Origin of the sequence: Bradyrhizobium sp. A5 (assembly GCF_042076515.1) — a bacterium.
Lineage (GTDB): Bacteria > Pseudomonadota > Alphaproteobacteria > Rhizobiales > Xanthobacteraceae > Bradyrhizobium > Bradyrhizobium cosmicum.
In genome coordinates, this window is record NZ_CP148990.1 from 2545773 (window position 1) to 2561630 (window position 15858).

General features: G+C 65.1%; 20 protein-coding genes. 14 read left to right on the forward strand and 6 right to left on the reverse strand.

All coding sequences use genetic code 11. The annotated features are described in order from the left end of the window. Window positions 1-273: 273 nt before the first annotated feature. Complete coding sequence (locus WHZ77_RS12065; protein ID WP_168213234.1) at window positions 274-435, forward strand: hypothetical protein; 162 nt, start codon at window positions 274-276, stop codon at window positions 433-435. A gap of 237 nt (window positions 436-672) precedes the next feature. Then, the gene (locus tag WHZ77_RS12070) at window positions 673-1197 is read left to right on the forward strand and encodes a hypothetical protein (RefSeq protein WP_375313864.1); all 525 of its coding nucleotides are present in this window, start codon (window positions 673-675) and stop codon (window positions 1195-1197) included. Here the strand turns inward: WHZ77_RS12070 and WHZ77_RS12075 are convergent. The 3 genes from WHZ77_RS12075 to WHZ77_RS12085 form a co-directional block, all read right to left on the reverse strand. After that, on the reverse strand, window positions 1159-1551 hold the full coding sequence (locus WHZ77_RS12075) for a carboxymuconolactone decarboxylase family protein (RefSeq protein WP_151649427.1): 393 nt from the start codon (window positions 1549-1551) through the stop codon (window positions 1159-1161). The genes WHZ77_RS12070 and WHZ77_RS12075 overlap by 39 nt on opposite strands. Before the next feature lie 128 nt (window positions 1552-1679). Next, entirely contained in the window at window positions 1680-2462 is a 783-nt protein-coding gene (pcaD, locus tag WHZ77_RS12080; protein ID WP_143840671.1) for a 3-oxoadipate enol-lactonase, read from the reverse strand. A 28-nt stretch (window positions 2463-2490) separates the two neighbouring features. After that, window positions 2491-3846: a 3-carboxy-cis,cis-muconate cycloisomerase gene (locus WHZ77_RS12085; protein ID WP_375313865.1), complete on the reverse strand. Its 1356-nt coding sequence runs from the start codon at window positions 3844-3846 to the stop codon at window positions 2491-2493. 172 nt (window positions 3847-4018) lie between these two features. Between WHZ77_RS12085 and WHZ77_RS12090 the strand changes: the two genes are divergently transcribed. From WHZ77_RS12090 to WHZ77_RS12145, 12 genes are all read left to right on the forward strand, one after another. Beyond that, the gene (locus WHZ77_RS12090) at window positions 4019-4465 is read left to right on the forward strand and encodes a carbon monoxide dehydrogenase subunit G (RefSeq protein ID WP_015685124.1); all 447 of its coding nucleotides are present in this window, start codon (window positions 4019-4021) and stop codon (window positions 4463-4465) included. Window positions 4466-4613: 148 nt separating this feature from the next. Further along, a complete protein-coding gene (locus WHZ77_RS12095) occupies window positions 4614-5099 on the forward strand; it encodes a (2Fe-2S)-binding protein (RefSeq protein WP_375313866.1) in 486 nt (161 codons plus the stop codon). A 33-nt stretch (window positions 5100-5132) separates the two neighbouring features. Further along, window positions 5133-5939, forward strand: a complete 807-nt coding sequence (locus WHZ77_RS12100) for an FAD binding domain-containing protein (RefSeq protein ID WP_375313867.1) — start codon at window positions 5133-5135, stop codon at window positions 5937-5939. 64 nt (window positions 5940-6003) lie between these two features. Next, window positions 6004-6912: a MoxR family ATPase gene (locus tag WHZ77_RS12105; RefSeq protein ID WP_015685126.1), complete on the forward strand. Its 909-nt coding sequence runs from the start codon at window positions 6004-6006 to the stop codon at window positions 6910-6912. Window positions 6913-7051: 139 nt separating this feature from the next. Further along, a complete protein-coding gene (locus WHZ77_RS12110; protein ID WP_375313868.1) occupies window positions 7052-8254 on the forward strand; it encodes a VWA domain-containing protein in 1203 nt (400 codons plus the stop codon). A gap of 10 nt (window positions 8255-8264) precedes the next feature. After that, complete coding sequence (locus WHZ77_RS12115) at window positions 8265-8588, forward strand: XdhC family protein (protein ID WP_015685128.1); 324 nt, start codon at window positions 8265-8267, stop codon at window positions 8586-8588. Between the two features lie 2 nt (window positions 8589-8590). Next, window positions 8591-9292, forward strand: a complete 702-nt coding sequence (locus WHZ77_RS12120; RefSeq protein ID WP_375313869.1) for an XdhC family protein — start codon at window positions 8591-8593, stop codon at window positions 9290-9292. Beyond that, window positions 9289-10890 carry an NTP transferase domain-containing protein gene (locus WHZ77_RS12125; RefSeq protein WP_375313870.1) on the forward strand — a complete coding sequence of 534 codons (1602 nt, stop codon included), beginning with the start codon at window positions 9289-9291 and terminating at the stop codon, window positions 10888-10890. The genes WHZ77_RS12120 and WHZ77_RS12125 overlap by 4 nt, the downstream gene beginning before the upstream one ends. 202 nt (window positions 10891-11092) lie before the next feature. After that, complete coding sequence (locus WHZ77_RS12130) at window positions 11093-11482, forward strand: DUF4189 domain-containing protein (RefSeq protein ID WP_375313871.1); 390 nt, start codon at window positions 11093-11095, stop codon at window positions 11480-11482. Window positions 11483-11642: 160 nt separating this feature from the next. After that, window positions 11643-12053 carry a DUF2000 family protein gene (locus WHZ77_RS12135; protein WP_375313872.1) on the forward strand — a complete coding sequence of 137 codons (411 nt, stop codon included), beginning with the start codon at window positions 11643-11645 and terminating at the stop codon, window positions 12051-12053. Window positions 12054-12196: 143 nt separating this feature from the next. Further along, window positions 12197-13222, forward strand: coding sequence for an alcohol dehydrogenase AdhP (gene adhP, locus WHZ77_RS12140; RefSeq protein WP_375313873.1), 1026 nt, complete (start codon window positions 12197-12199; stop codon window positions 13220-13222). 20 nt (window positions 13223-13242) lie between these two features. Beyond that, a complete protein-coding gene (locus tag WHZ77_RS12145; RefSeq protein ID WP_375313874.1) occupies window positions 13243-14523 on the forward strand; it encodes an alpha-glucosidase/alpha-galactosidase in 1281 nt (426 codons plus the stop codon). Between the two features lie 26 nt (window positions 14524-14549). On the opposite strand, the gene WHZ77_RS12150 is transcribed toward WHZ77_RS12145, so the two are convergent. From WHZ77_RS12150 to WHZ77_RS12160, 3 genes are read right to left on the reverse strand one after another with little or no spacing between them, the layout of a single operon-like run. Then, on the reverse strand, window positions 14550-14963 hold the full coding sequence (locus WHZ77_RS12150) for a GFA family protein (protein WP_375313875.1): 414 nt from the start codon (window positions 14961-14963) through the stop codon (window positions 14550-14552). A 12-nt stretch (window positions 14964-14975) separates the two neighbouring features. Further along, window positions 14976-15440: an SRPBCC domain-containing protein gene (locus WHZ77_RS12155; protein ID WP_375313876.1), complete on the reverse strand. Its 465-nt coding sequence runs from the start codon at window positions 15438-15440 to the stop codon at window positions 14976-14978. Further along, window positions 15437-15772, reverse strand: a complete 336-nt coding sequence (locus WHZ77_RS12160) for an ArsR/SmtB family transcription factor (protein ID WP_375313877.1) — start codon at window positions 15770-15772, stop codon at window positions 15437-15439. Before WHZ77_RS12160 ends, WHZ77_RS12155 begins: the two co-directional genes overlap by 4 nt. Window positions 15773-15858 lie beyond the last annotated feature (86 nt).

A 15858-nucleotide genomic window follows, 5' to 3' on the forward strand; every position in this document is an offset into this window, starting at 1 on the left:
CCAAACCTGACGCGGCTCACAAGGAGCTCTGTGAAGAGTGCTCTAGTTTCTTCTTGGGCCCCGGCAGCCCCTAAGTATTCGTCCGGTTTTGTAACAGGAGGGAACTGGCGGCTGCAACTGGCCAGGCCTTGGCATAAAGGCTTGTACAGGCTCATTTCGTTACGGATGTCGTCTTGAGGTTCCGCGGGCCCGAGGAACCGGGTTCCGCGTAGCAACCAAGATTGGTGCCGGCCGTTGTCCCCGCACTGACGTCCAACAAGGGAGTTTCCCGACATGACGAAGCAGCAGAACCAGAATCCCGGCCAGCAGGGCCAGAACCCCGGTCAGCAACAGGGTGGCGGCCAGAAGCCCGGGCAGCAGCAGCAGGATCCGCAGCGCCAGGGCGACAAGCCCGGCCAGCAGCAGGGCGGGCAGCACCGTCAGGACAACAAGTAATCTGGGAGCCCAGGACAGAAGGCTCGTGAAGAGAGGCCCCGCTGAAAGGCGGGGCTTTTTCTTGGGCCGCTTCTTGGCCGCTTCTTGGGTCGCTTCTTGGGCCCGCTCCTTGGGCCGCGCGGTCCACAGGGCAGTTAAGGTAAACAAAGAGTTTAAATTGCCGCCGCAGTCTGATGCGAGTTAGCTCCCGGCAAAGCCTTCTGACGAAGGCGCGTGAGTGGCGAAGCGGGAAGCGGCATGTTCAGGAACTGGCGGATCGGCTCGGTCAACGGCGCGCTGGTGGCCGCCTATTTCATCCCGGCCTGGACGCTGGTCGCCTTCAACATCATGGTCGCGCCGGTGCACGGCCTCTACGAGCGGCCGAGCGTTGCTGTGGCGCTGTTCCTCAGCGACCATCTCCAGATGGCGGGGATGGAGACGGTGCGCGCGGCCTGGCTGCTGGCGCTTGGCCGGCTGACCGTCGTGGCGTTCTTCGCGATCTATCTCTTGCTTCTGTGCATCCCGCGCGTCCGCAAGGGCGGCGGCAGCGACGAGGCGCTCGGCATCGCGCTGGCGATCGGCAGCCTGATCTCGTTTGCCAGCATGGTGATGGCCTCGAAGGTCGGCGAGTTGGCCGCCCTCCGCCTGCACGCCACGGAGTTGCTGTTGCTGCTCGGCGCCGCCATTGTGGTGGTGATCGAACGGCCCGCGCCGGTGCCGAAGACCGTCGAGGCCCAAGCGCCGCTAGCTCTTGAGCAGGCCGAGCTCCTGCACAATCGCTGAGGCTTCCTTGACGGCGTGGTTCACCGCCGGCACGCCGCAATAGATCGCCTGCTGCAGCAGGATTTCCTTGATGTCGTCGGGGGTGAAGCCACCCTCGGCGAGTGCCGCGCGCACATGCAGGCGGAACTCGTCCCATTGCCCGAGCGCGACCATGGTGCCGATCACCAGCACCCGCCGCGTCCGCTCGTCGAAATGTGGCCGTGTCCAGATCTCGCCCCAGGCATAGCGCGTGATCATGTCCTGGAAGTCGGTGTTGAAGGCGTTGCGGCCCGCGATCGACTTGTCGACCCAGGCATTGCCGAGCACTTTTCGGCGCATGGTCATGCCGGCATCGCGGCGCTTCTGGTCGTCCATGGTGTTTCCTCCGGTGAGTCATTCCGGGGCGCCTCGAAGAGGCGAACCCGGAATCTCGAAGTGACGAAATGCGGATCGAGATTCCGGGTTCGATGCTTCGCATCGCCCCGGAATGACGATGGACGTGACTAGCGCTGCGTCAGGAATCCCACCACCGCGTCGGTGAACGCATGTGGCTGCTCGACATTTGAAATGTGGGCGGCGTCGATGATGGTCATGCTGGCGCCGGGAATGTTGGAGCGGATCAGTTCGCCCGCCGAGATCGGCGTCGCCTGATCGTGGCGGCCCGCGATCACCAATGTCGGGCTCTTGATCTTGGGCAGCAGCGCGCGCTGGTCGAGCGTGGACAGCGCTTCGCAGCAGGCCAGATAGCCCTCGACGGGGGTGGCGAGCAGCATCGATTTCATCTTCGCGGTGATGTCGGGCTCGCGCTCGCGGAAATCCTGCGTCAGCCAGCCCGCAATGACGGCATCGGCGACGGCGGCGATGCCGCCCTTCTTCACGGCGTCGATGCGCTCCAGCCATTTGGTCGGCTCGGCATAGTAGCAGGAGGTGTTGGCGAGGATGAGCTTGCCGAATCTTTCAGGTGCATTGGCGCCCAGCCATTGCCCGACCATGCCGCCCATCGACAGGCCGCACCAATGCACCTTCTCGATGTTGAGGTCGTCGAGGATCGCCAGCACGTCGCGGCCGAAGCGCTCCATCGTGTAGGGCGCTGGCGGCACGTTGGACTTGCCGTGGCCGCGACGGTCGTAGCGGATGACGCGGAACACCTGCGTCAACGCCTTCATCTGCGGCTCCCACATCTGCAGCGTGCAGCCGAGCGAGTTGGAGAGCATCAAGGTCGGCCCGCCGTCGCGGCCCTCGACGGAGACGTTGATCAGGCAACCGTCGGCATCGATCATGGGCATGCGGCGTCTCCGTTTTATTCTCGCGCTTCTATTCGCGATCGAGGCTGTCGAGCAGGCGGTCGATCAGCGCCTGCGAAGCCCCTTGATAGGCCATCGGCTCGAACAATGCCGCAATTTTTTCCGGCGAAAGATGCGCAGTGACGAGCGAATCGGCCGCGAGAATTTCGCGCAGATGCTTCTTGCCGGCAACCGCGCGCTTGCTCGCGGCCTCGATCAGGTGGTGCGCGTCGCTCTTGCCGATCTTGTCGGCGAGCGCAAAGGTGACGGCCTCGGCCATGATCAGTCCGTGCGTCGCGTCGAGATTGCTGCGCATGCGCGCGGCGTCGACTTCCAGCCCTTCGGCGATGTCGACGATGGCGGCAAGCGCACCCGAGGTGACCAGCATCAATTGCGGCAGCGTCGGCCATTCCGCGTGCCAGGGGCCGGCGCTTCGCTCGTGATCCTGTACCTGGGCCGCAAAAATCGTTGCGGCGAGCTGCGGAGCCATGGTCGCGCAGCCCAGCGCGCTTGCGGCGGCGACCGGGTTACGCTTGTGCGGCATGGTCGACGAGCCGCCGCGGCCTTCGCCGGCGGGCTCGAACGCTTCGCCGACATCGGTCTGCATCATCAGCGAGACGTCGCGCGCGATCTTGCCGCAGCTGCCGGCGAGAATCGCAAGACACGAGGCCGCCTCCGCGATCCGGTCGCGATGGGTATGCCAGGGCGCCTCGGGGAGCGGCAGATCCAACTCTTGAGCCAGCCGTTCGGCCACCGCGAGCCCCTTGTCGCCGAGGGCGGCAAGCGTGCCGGCGGCACCGCCGAATTGCAGCGCGAGGCCCTCGCGGCGCAAGCGCCGCAGGCGGCAGCGGGCGCGGGCAAGGCTGGCGGCATATTCGGCGGCTTTCAGCCCGAACGGCATCGGCAGCGCGTGCTGGAGCCAGGTCCGGGCCACCATCGCGGTGTTGCGATGCGTCCGTGCCAGTGCGGCAAAACCCTTGATGGCACGGCTGAGGTCGGCGTCCAGCGCATCGATGCCGGCGCGAAGCGTCAACATGGTCGCGGTGTCGATGACGTCCTGGCTGGTCGCGCCCCAATGCACGTAGCGTGCAGCCTCCGCATCGGCCTTGCCGACATGGGCGGTCAGCATCTTGACCAGGGGAATGGCGAGGTTGCCGGAGCGCGTCGCGGCCTCGGCCAGGGCGTTCCTATCGAAGGAATCGGCCTTGCAGGCAGCGCTGATCGGGCCCGCTGCGGAGCTTGGAATCACGCCCGTGGCGGCCTCGGCGCGTGCCAGGGCTGCCTCGAAATCGAGCATGTTCTGCAGGGTAGACCGGTCGTCGCAGACGGCGCGCATGGCCGCGCTCGACAGCATCGGCGCGAGCAGGGGGGAGAGGGCTGTGCTCATGTTGCGCGCGACCTAACCATCATGGCCCGGCTGTGCCAATCCAAAACCGACCGCACAAGATTTTTTGCAGTTGCGAATATGCATTGCACGTGACCGAGGGCCACCCTTTCCTTTGCGGCCTCCGTGCGTTACTTGAGCACTATTATTCGGATGTGATCCCGGGAGGTACCCCATGGCCATGACAATGAACGGCGAAGTCCAGCTTGCGGCGCCGCGCGAGGCTGTGTGGGAGAAGCTCAACGATCCCGCGGTGCTGAAGGCCTGCATCCCCGGCTGCGAGGAGCTGGAGAGGACCGACGACGGCGGCTTCCGCGCAACGGCAAAAATGAAGGTCGGCCCGGTCTCGGCCCGCTTCAAGGGCAAGGTCACGCTGAGCGATCTCGACCCGCCGAACGGCTACAAGATCTCCGGTGAAGGCGAAGGCGGGGTCGCCGGATTCGCCAAGGGTGGCGCGGTGGTCAAGTTGGCGGAGAAGGACGGCGGCACGCTGCTCTCCTACGAAGTCGAGGCGCAGATCGGCGGCAAGTTGGCGCAGCTCGGTCAGCGCCTGATCAACGGCACCGCCAAGAAATTGGCCGACGAATTTTTCGCGAACTTCGCCAAGGCAGTACAGGGCTAGCGGTACAGGGCGAAGGCTATCGCCTTTCGTCATGGCACCTTGCGTCCGGGGCGATGTTGCCCCCGGGCATAATGGCCCATATGATGGGTTGGAATAATTATAAGAACCGCTTCGACGGGACCCGTCGGGGCGCTGATAGAGAGTGCTTATGGCAAAAATCTCCCTCATCGTGAACGGCAATCCTGTTACGGCCAATGTCGACCCCCGCACCCTCCTGGTGCAGTTCCTGCGCGAGAACCTGCGCCTGACCGGCACCCATGTCGGCTGCGACACGTCGCAGTGCGGCGCCTGCGTCGTGCATCTCGACGGCAAGGCCGTGAAGTCCTGCACCACGCTGGCCGTGATGGCCGATGGCCACGAGGTCAAGACGATCGAGGGGCTGGCCGCCGACGGCGCGCCGCTGCATCCGATGCAGGAGGCCTTCCGCGAGCACCACGGCCTGCAGTGCGGCTTCTGCACGCCCGGCATGATCATGACCGCGATCGACATTGTCCATCGCAAGGGCAGCGAGCTCGACGACCACACCATCCGCGAGGAGCTGGAAGGCAATCTCTGCCGCTGCACCGGCTACCAGAACATCGTCGCCTCGATCTCCGCCGGCGCCAAGGCGATGGCGAAATCCGATCTCGCCTAAACCGCGCACGCATCCCGCGATCAGGACATTCAGATGTACGAATTCAAATATCATCGCCCCGGGACCGTGCGGCAGGCCGCCAATCTCCTGGTGAAGAACGAAGACGCCAAGCTGGTCGCCGGCGGCCACACGCTGATTCCCGTCATGAAGCAGCGCCTCGCCAGCCCGCCGCATCTGGTCGACCTCTCCCATATCGAGGGGCTCAACGCGATCGAGATGAAGGGCCGTGCGCTCGTGATCGGCGCCACCGCCAAGCATGCCGAGGTCGCAAGCTCCGCGATCGTCGGCGAGGCGATCCCGGCTCTGGCGAATCTCGCCAGCCAGATCGGCGATCCCGCCGTGCGCCACAAGGGCACGATCGGCGGTTCGCTCGCCAACAACGATCCGACCGCGGATTATCCGGCCGCCGTGCTCGCGCTCGGCGCCACCATCGTCACCAACAAGCGCCGCCTCAAGGCCGAGGAGTATTTCCAGGGTCTGTTCACGACGGCGCTCGAAGCCGACGAGATCATCACCAAGGTGATGTTCCCGCTGCCGAAGAAGGCGGCCTACATCAAGTTCCGCAACCAGGCCTCGCGCTATGCGCTGGTCGGCGTGTTCGTGGCACGGCGTCCGTCGGATGTGCGCGTCGCCGTCACTGGCGCCGGCTCCGAAGGCGTGTTTCGCGTCACCGCGTTCGAGGAAGCCCTGAAGAAGCGCTTCTCGGCGAAGGCGCTTAACGGCATCGAGGTGCCGGCGGACGGTCTCAACAGCGACATTCACGGCAGCGCCGAATACCGTGCGCACCTCATCGGGGTGCTGACGCGGCGCGCCGTCGATGCCGCCAATGCCAAGGAGTGAGTGATCCTCACGATCTGGCCCAATACTTGCCCCCGGTGAGGGCGTAAGCAAGACTGGCTCTTTCATGACTCTTGTTGCCCTGCCGGCATCGGTCGATGCGATGCTCGAACTTCTCACTTCGCGCGGTTATCTCGCGGAGCGGTCGCTGGCGACGGTGACGTACCTCTCGCTGCGCATGGGCCGGCCGCTGTTCCTCGAGGGCGAAGCCGGCGTCGGCAAGACGGAGATCGCGAAGGTGCTGTCGGCGGCGCTGGGGCGCAAGCTGATCCGCCTGCAGTGCTACGAGGGCCTCGACGTCTCCTCCGCGGTCTACGAGTGGAACAGCGCCGCGCAGATGATCGCGATCCGGATGGCGGAAGCCGCCGGCGATACCGATCGCGACCAGCTCTCGTCCGATATCTTCGCCGATCGCTACATGATCAAGCGGCCCTTGCTCCAGGCGCTGGAGCCCGACGTCGCGGGGCCACCGGTGCTGCTGATCGACGAGCTCGATCGCGCCGACGAGGCCTTCGAGGCTTATCTCCTGGAAATCCTCAGCGACTTCCAGGTGACCATTCCCGAGTTCGGCACGGTGAAGGCGCCGAGCCCGCCGATCGTCATCATCACCTCCAACCGCACCCGCGAAATCCACGACGCGCTGAAGCGGCGCTGTCTCTATCACTGGGTCGATTATCCCGCCGCCGAACGCGAGCTCGCCATCGTCAAGACGCGCGTGCCCGGCATCTCCGCGAAGCTGTCGCAGCAGGTGGTGCGCTTCGTCCAGGCACTGCGCAACCAAGATTTCTACAAGTCGCCAGGCGTTGCCGAGACCATCGACTGGGCGACCGCGCTGTCCGAGCTCGACGCCCGCTCGCTGACCCCGCAAGTGGTCGGCGACACGCTGGGCGCGCTGCTCAAATACCAGGATGACATCACCCGCATGCAGGGCGACACCCTGCAGAAGGTGTTGAAGGAAGCGACGAGCGAGAATTGATCTCGCGCCACAACTGAGCTCGTCATTCCGGGGCGCGCCCTTGGGCGCGAGCCCGGAATCCATACTCCCGATCGTGGTTATGGATTCCGGGCTCGCCGCCGACGCGGCGCCCCGGAATGACGAGAAGATGAGTACCACCATGGCCATCAACCACCTGGCACCCGAGCAAACCGAGCAGTTCGCCGACAACATCGTCGGCTTTGCCCGTGCGCTGCGTTCGGCCGGCATGCCGGTGGGGCCGGGGGCGGTGATCGATGCCATGAGCGCGCTGCAGGTGATCGACATCGGCAACCGCGCCGATGTCTTCACCACGCTGGAGGCGATCTTTGTCAAGCGGCACGAGCATGCGCTGATCTTCAAGCAGGCCTTCAACCTGTTCTTCCGCGCCTCCGAAGAGTGGAAGCACATGCTGGATTCGGTGCCGTTGCCGGACCAGGCCAAGAAGAAGCCGCAGGCCGGCTCCCGCCGCGTGCAGGAGGCGATGTCGCAGCCGCGGATGACGGAGACGCCGCAGCACCAGGAGCAGGATCTGCGTCTGTCGGTCTCCGACAAGGAAATCCTTCAGAAGAAGGATTTTGCCCAGATGAGCGCAGCGGAGATCACCGAAGCCCTCCACGCCATCGAGCGGATGCGGCTGCCGCAGGCCGAGCTTCTGACGCGCCGGCGGCGGCCCGATCCACGCGGGCTTCGTCTCGACCTGCGCCGCACGCTGCGGGCATCGCTGCGCACCGGCGGCGACATCATCGACATCCATCGCCTCGGGCGGATCGAGAAGCCGGCGCCGATCGTCGCGCTGCTCGACATCTCGGGCTCGATGAGCGAGTACACCCGCCTGTTCCTGCATTTCCTCCACGCCATCGGCGACGCCCGCAAGCGCGTCTCGGTGTTCCTGTTCGGCACCCGGCTCACCAACGTCACCCGCGCGCTGCGGCAGCGTGATCCGGACGAGGCGCTGGCGAGCTGCTCGGCCTCGGTCGAGGACTGGGCCGGCGGCACGCGGATATCGGCCTCGCTCCACAACTTCAACAAATTGTGGGCCCGCCGGGTGCTGAGCCAGGGCGCCATCGTGCTCCTGATCTCCGACGGGCTGGAGCGGGAGGCCGATTCCAAGCTGGCTTTCGAGATGGACCGGCTGCACCGCTCCTGCCGCCGGCTGATCTGGCTCAACCCGCTGCTCCGGTTCGGCGGCTTCGAGGCCAAGGCCCAGGGCATCAAAATGATGCTCCCGCACGTTGACGAATTCCGCCCGGTACATAATTTGAGTTCGATCCATGAGCTGATCAGCGCGCTCTCCCGGCCGCTGCCGCCGCATCACCGCAGCCTGATCCGCTCCGCAGCCTGAGAGGCAACCCATGCTCGATCGTGACGAAGATATCCTGAAGGCTGCGGAAGACTGGCAGAAGGCCGGCCACGGCGTCGCACTGGCGACTGTGGTGGAGACCTGGGGCTCGGCGCCGCGCCCCGCCGGCTCGAGCCTCGTCATCAACGACGACGGCACCTTCCTGGGGTCGGTCTCGGGCGGCTGTGTCGAGGGCGCCGTGGTCACCGAGGCCATGGACGTGATCCAGAGCGGCAAGCCGAGGATGCTGGAATTCGGCGTCGCGGACGAGACCGCATGGAATGTCGGGCTGTCCTGCGGCGGCACCATCCGGGTCTTCGTCGAGAAAGTCGGCTAGCCGTGAAGCTCGCGATCCTGCACGAACTCAATGCCGAGCGCGCCGCGCGCCGGCCGGTCATTCTGGTGACGGACACCGAGAGCGGCGAGCAGCGCCTGGTGAAGGCGAAGGACTTTGCGAAGGACCCGCTGGGCGCCGAGCTGGACAAGCAGCTTCGCATGGGCAAGAGCGCCAATGTGGAGGCCGGCGGCAAGAAACTGTTCCTCAACGTCTACGCGCCGACCGCAAAGCTCGTCATCGTCGGCGCGGTCCATATCAGCCAGGCCCTGGCGCCGCTGGCGCGCTCGCTCGGCTATGACGTCACGGTCATCGATCCGCGCACGGCCTTTGCGAGCCCGGAGCGCTTCCCCGACATCCCGCTGGTCGCAGAGTGGCCCGACACGGCGCTGCCGCCGCTGAACGTCGACCATTACACGGCTTTCGTCGCGGTGACGCACGATCCGAAGATCGACGATCCGGCGCTGCTGCACGCCTTCGAACGCGACTGCTTCTATATCGGCGCGCTCGGCTCGCGGAAGACGCACGCCAAGCGCGGCGACCGGCTGAGGGCGCAGGGCGCAAAAGACTCCGACATCGCGCGGATCCACGCGCCCATTGGCCTTGCGATCGGCGCGGTCTCGCCGTCCGAGATCGCGGTGTCGATCATGGCCGAGATCACGGCGGTGCTCCGCCTGCCACCAAAACAAAAAGAAGAAGCGGCATGAAATTCGGACCGGCGAGCCCCAGGGATGCAATCGGCGGGGTGACCGTCCACACCCTGCGCCAGGGACCGCTGGTGCTGAAGAAGGGCACGACCATCGGTCCGGCCGAGGTCGAGGCGCTGACGCGTGCCGGCATCAAGGATGTCGTGGTGGTGCGCATGGAGGAGGGCGACGTCTCCGAGGACGTCGCGGCCGCCAGCATCGCGCTTGCCGTCGGCGGCGAGGGCATCCATGTCGAGCGCGCCTTTACCGGCCGTGCCAACCTGTTCGCCGCGCGCCCGGGCGTGCTGGTGATCGACCGCGCCGCGGTCGACCGGATCAACAATATCGACGAGGCCATCACCTTCGCGACGCTGCCCGCCTACAAGCCGGTCGTCGAGGGCGAGATGGTCGGCACCGTCAAGATCATTCCGTTCGGTGTCGAAGGAAGCTTGCGCGATGCCGCGGTGACAGCGGCGGGCCGCGACGTGCTGACGATCGCGCCTTACGTGATCAAGCGCGTCGGCATCGTCTCGACCCTGCTGCCGGGCCTGTCCTCCAAGGTGATCGACAAGACCCTGCGCGTCACCGCGGAACGGCTCGCGCCGGCCGGCGCCAGCATTATCGCGGAGCGCCGCGTGCAGCATGACGAACCCGCGCTGTCGGCGGCCATCAAGGAATTGCTCGGCCTCGGCGCCGAGCTCGTGATCGTGTTCGGCGCGTCCGCGATCGCCGACCGCCGCGACGTGATTCCGGCGGCCGTCACCGGCATCGGCGGCGAGATCGAGCATTTCGGCATGCCGGTCGATCCCGGCAATTTGCTGCTGATCGCGCGGGCCGGCGGCGTGCCGGTGCTCGGCGCGCCGGGCTGTGCGCGCTCGCCGGTCGAGAACGGGTTCGACTGGGTGCTGATGCGGCTGCTCGCCGGCATCAAGGTGACGCGGTCCGAGCTGATGGGGATGGGCGTCGGCGGCCTTCTGATGGAGATCGTGACGCGGCCGCAGCCGCGCGCCAAACCCGAGATCGAGGGCAACAATGTCGCAGCCATCGTGCTTGCGGCGGGACGCTCGACCCGGATGGGCGGGCCGAACAAGCTCCTGGCCGAGCTCGACGGCAAGAAACTGGTGCGCATTGCCACCGAACAGGCGCTGGCCTCGAAAGCATCCGAGGTCATCGTCGTCACCGGTCACCAGACCGAGCTGGTCGAGCAGGCGCTCGAAGGTTTGAAAGTGACATTCGTCCGCAATCCGGACTTCGCCGGAGGTATCGCAAGCTCGGTCAAATCAGGCATTGCCGCCGTGCCGGAGACGTGTGATGGCGCGGTGGTTTGTCTCGGCGACATGCCCCTGATCGATGCCGGCCTGATCGACCGTCTCATCGACGGCTTTGCGCCGGACCGTGGCAATCTGATCGTCGTTCCGGTCAGCGAAGGCCGCCGCGGCAATCCCGTGCTGTGGGCGCGCCGCTTCTTCAGGGAATTGATGACGCTCGACGGCGACGTCGGCGCACGGCACCTGATTGCCAGGCATGCGGAGGCGGTCGCGGAGGTCCCTGTGGAAGGAGAGAGCGCTTTTCTCGACATCGACACGCCGCAGGCGCTGGAAGCGGCACGGCGGGGATAGTGCAGTGGTGTCGTAGGGTGGGCAAAGGCGCGCAGCGCCGTGCCCACCATCTCTCCATGCAGTGATCTACAATTGGTGGGCACGCTTCGCTTTGCCCACCCTACGACATCTCCCGATCGTCCGATTTCAACTCCCCGTTCACCATCTGGAAACGACCGCCCCTTAGAGTCCTCGCCACCTGCCTGGGGGGAGGGGTTTTTCCATGGCTTCGAACGTCGTCGCGCGCCGCTGCGCGATGTTTTTCTTTGCGTTATCAGTTTGTGTTGCGGGTGCGCGCTACATCACGGATGCCCACGCTGCCGGCGCGTTTGCGGTCGGCAAGTGCGGCGCCTATGGCCAGGCTTTTGATTACGGCGCCGAGCACGAGGCCCGCGCCGCGGCGCTGAAGCAGTGCAAGGGCGACTGCACGACCGTGACGATGAAGCGCGCCTGCGCTGCGATGTCGGTCGATATGGCCAATCCCTGCGGCGCCTATGGCTACGCCGTCAAGCCGAAGATCTCCGCCACGCTCAATGCCGCCACGCGCGAATGCTACAAATACGGCGGCAAGGAATGCGTGATCCGCGCCTGGGCCTGCGACGCCAAGGGTTGATTCTTGGAGCGCTGATTCCTCTTGCTGTCATTCCGGGGCGATGCATAGCATCGAGCCCGGAATCCATAACCACCATCGGGCGTGTGGATTCTCAGATGCGCAATGGCGCATCATGGCTCGCGCCAAGCGGGGCGCCCCGGAATGACAGTCGAGGATATGCATGCAGTTCGACACCAAGATTGCCGTCGTGATCCGCACCGATCTTCAGGTCTGGCAAAAGCTAAATGTCGCGGCCTTTCTCACCAGCGGTATTGCCGCGGCGTTTCCGGAATGCATCGGCGAGCCCTATGAGGACGCCTCAAGCACGCAATACCACGCGCTGATCGGCCAGCCGATCCTGATCTATGGTGCGGATGCTCCCGCGCTGTCGCGCGCACTCGACCGTGCGTTGACGCGCAACGTCAAGCCGGCGCTCTATACCGAAGACATGTTCAAGACCACGCATGATGCCGCCAATCGCGAGGCGGTGAAGGCGGTGGCACGCGCGGACCTCAATCTCGTCGGGATCGCGATGCGCACCGAGCGCAAGGTGATCGACAAGATCATCGACGGGCTGAAGTTCCATAGCTGACCCGGTCCCGCGTGATGCGCCGCGGTCATCGCAATGTCACGATAACGCGAGCGTTGCGTAAACTTTGTGCGGTTTGACTCCAATCAAGGGTGAGCCGTCAGGCCGCACTAGTCTGCATTGCGCATTGCAAAGGGAGCAGACTGATGCCGACCATGAAAGCCGCCGTTGTCAGGCAATTCGGCAAGCCGCTGGTGATCGAGGACGTGCCGGTGCCGCAGCCCGGTCCCGGCGAGGTGCTGGTCAAGGTGAAAGCTTGCGGTGTCTGCCATACCGATCTGCACGCCGCCTCCGGCGACTGGCCGGTGAAGCCGGTGCCACCCTTCATCCCCGGCCATGAAGCGGCCGGCATCGTCGCCGCGCTTGGACCCGGCGTGAAAAATCTGAAGGTCGGCGATGCCGTCGGCGTCGCCTGGCTGCACGATGCCTGCATGTCCTGCGAATATTGCGAGACCGGTTGGGAGACGTTGTGCGAGCACCAGCACAACACCGGCTACAGCGTGAACGGCGGTTTCGCCGAATATGTCATCGCCTCGGCCGTCTTCGCCGCGAAGCTGTCGGCGACGGTCGACTTTGCCGCCATCGCGCCGATCCTCTGCGCCGGCGTCACCACCTACAAGGGGCTGAAGGAGACGGAAGCAAAGCCCGGCGAATGGGTCGTGATTTCTGGCGTCGGCGGGCTCGGTCATGTTGCGATTCAGTACGCCAAGTCGATGGGTCTGAAGGTCGTTGCCGTCGATATCGCCGAGGACAAGCTCAAGCTCGCGCGCGGGACCGGTGCCGATCTCGCGGTCAACGCGCTCGAGGCCGATGCCGTCGACAAGGTGCTGGCGGCGACCGGGGGCGGAGCCCACGGCGTGCTGGTGACGGCGGTCTCGACCGCCGCCTTCGCGCAGGCGTTGAAGATGGTGCGCCGGAAGGGCACCGTCAGCCTCGTCGGCCTGCCGCCGGGCGAATTCCCGACGCCGATCTTCGACGTCGTGCTCAAGCGCATCACCGTGCGCGGCTCCATCGTCGGCACAAGGCGCGATCTCGATGAAGCCATCGCATTCGCCGCCGATGGCAAGGTCAAGGCCGAGGTGACGAAGGTGCCGCTGGCGCAAATCAACGACGTCTTCGAGCGGATGAAGGCCGGCAAGATCGACGGCCGTGTGGTGCTCGATTTCGGCTAATCTCCGGCGGGGAGCAGAGTATGGCCAAGCCAACGAAAATCGTCTTTCTTGGCGCGAGCAGCGCATCCTTCGGAATGAGCATGTTCCGGGACCTGTTCTCGACCCACGATCTGGCCGGTTCAACATTGGTGCTGATCGGACGAAATGTCGACCGGCTCGACCGGTCGACGCGGCTGGCGAGACTGCTCAACGAGAAATCCGGCGCCGGGTTTGAGATCGAGGCGACGACGGATTGGCGCGCGGCGCTCGACGGTGCCGAGTTCGTCGTGCATTCCACCGCGATCGATCGCAATCGGCTGTGGCGGCTCGATTTCGAGATTCCACGCAAGTTTGGCATCCATCACACGCTAGGTGAGAACGGCGGACCCGGCGGTCTTTTCTTCACACTGCGCACCTTGCCGGTGGTCTTCGACTTCGTGCGAGAAATGGAGTTCCGCTGCCCGCGCGCGACCTTTATGAACTTCTCCAATCCGGAAAGTCGCATCATCCTGGCGCTCGGCCTGTACAGCCGGATTCGCAACCTCGGCCTCTGCCACGGAATATTTCTTGCTCGCGGCAATGTCGCCCGAATTTTGGGGATGCCGGAAGCCCGGGTGGATGTATGGGGGGCAGGCCTCAATCACTTCCAGTGCTTGAGCGAAATTCGAGATCGTGAGACGGGCGAGGACCTCTATCCGCTGTTGTGTGAGAAGGAGAGGGATTTCGATCCCACCTTCTGCCCCCTGACGCGCAAATTGTTGCATGACTTCGGCTACTGGCTCGGCTGTGGCGACAGTCACGTGGGCGAGTATCTCTCGTTCGGATGGGAGGCGGGCGAGGGCGGCTACGATTACGACCGGGACGAGAGTGAACGCACGAAGCTGACCCGGCTGATCGATGACGTGCTCGCAGGCCGGACCGAGGCGCCGGACGGGTGGTCGGTGCCCTCAGGAGAGCGCGCGATCAGCATCATAGTCGCCATGGTTCATAACCGTAAGCAACTCATCGAGTCCGCCGTCATTCACAATCGGCACGTGATCCCGAACCTGCCGGCCGATGCTGCGGTCGAAGTGCCGGTGGTGGCAGATATCGCGGGCATCCACCCTGTCTCGCTCGGGCCGCTGCCCGACGGAGTGGCCAAGCTGATGACGGTCCAGGTTCAGGTTCAGCGGATGGCCACGGAAGCGGCGATGCATGCATCGAAGGAAATGGCGCTGCAAGCGTTGCTGCTCGACCCTGTCATCCATTCCGAGGAGGCCGCACGCGGCCTGCTGGAAGAGCTGTGGGAGATCAACCGCCCGTATATCCGGGCATGCATCTGACGCCGACCGTCTCAGCGCGCCGGATCTCACGCCGGCGGCATGCCCGCGAATTTGGGCAGGTCCGGATCGAGATGATCCCAGCCATGTCCGCGCGCCGCGTAAGTGACGACTTGCGGCTTGTAGCGGGCGGGCTCGTCGAGGCTCGCGGCGCGGATGGTGAAGATGTCGGGCTGTGCTGCAAAGGTCAGATAGACCGGCAGGCCGCACTGCGCGCAGAAGCCGCGGGTCTTCACATTGCCGCTGTCGCCGACCATGTCCCAGTGCTTCGCCTCGCCCGTCACCGTGACGCCGGCGCGCGCGAAAGTGGCGTACGAGCCGTGGCCGCTGCCGCTGTCCCGCTGGCAGTCCCGGCACTGGCAGTGATTGCTGAACAGCGGCTCACCCAGAATCGAATAGCGGATCGCGCCGCAGGCGCAGCCGCCGGTATAGGGCTTGTCCATCGCGATGACGCCTCACTTTTCTTCGCTGCTGATCTCGTCGAGCTGGCGGACGACCTTCTTCCAGCCTCCGCTCATGCCCGTGTAGGCCGACTCGTTCCTGGGCAGGACGAAGCCCGCATGAACGAGACGAATTCGCGTGCCGGCTTCAACCTGGGTGAGGGACCAGGTCACGACGGTGTCGAGCGGCGCGCCATAGCCGGTGTTGCGCGCATCGCCGCCTTTCCAGGCGTAGACGAGGCGGCGGTTCGGGACGACCTCGAGAACCCGGCAATGAATGACGCCGTCCCAGTTGCCGCCCGGCGTGGTCTGGTAGGTGAAAATGTTGCCTTCGACGGCCTCGAAACCGGTCGGCGGCATCAGCCAGCGCGCGATCAGCTGGGCGCTGGTCAGCGCCTTCCAGATCGTCTCGGGCGGGTGAGGGAAGACCTCGTCGATGACGATGTCTCTTGTTTCAGCTTTCAACTCGGAGGCACTCACGGATCGATCTCCTTCAAGAGGTCACGCAGGTTCTGGAAGCGCTCGCGCCAGAACACGCCGTAATGGTCCATCCAGGTGACCAGCGGCTCGAGTCCTTGCGGCGCGGCGCGGTAGTAGACGTTGCGGCCCTCGGCCCGCTCGGCGACGAGGCCGGCCTGCTTGAGGGCCTTCAGGTGCTGCGAGATTGCGCCCTGGGTGACGCCGCTGCCGCGCGTCAGCTCGGCGACGCTGATCTCCTTGCTCTCGAACACGCGCTCGAATACGGCGCGGCGGGTTGGATCGGCGAGGGCGCGCATCACGGTGGTGACGGGATTGGGGGCGGCTTCGATCATGCAAGTCAAATTAGTACAAACTAATGAATTAGTCAATGCTAATAAATCGCGGTCTGGCCGGGCTGTCTTTTTGCGTTTGACTATGA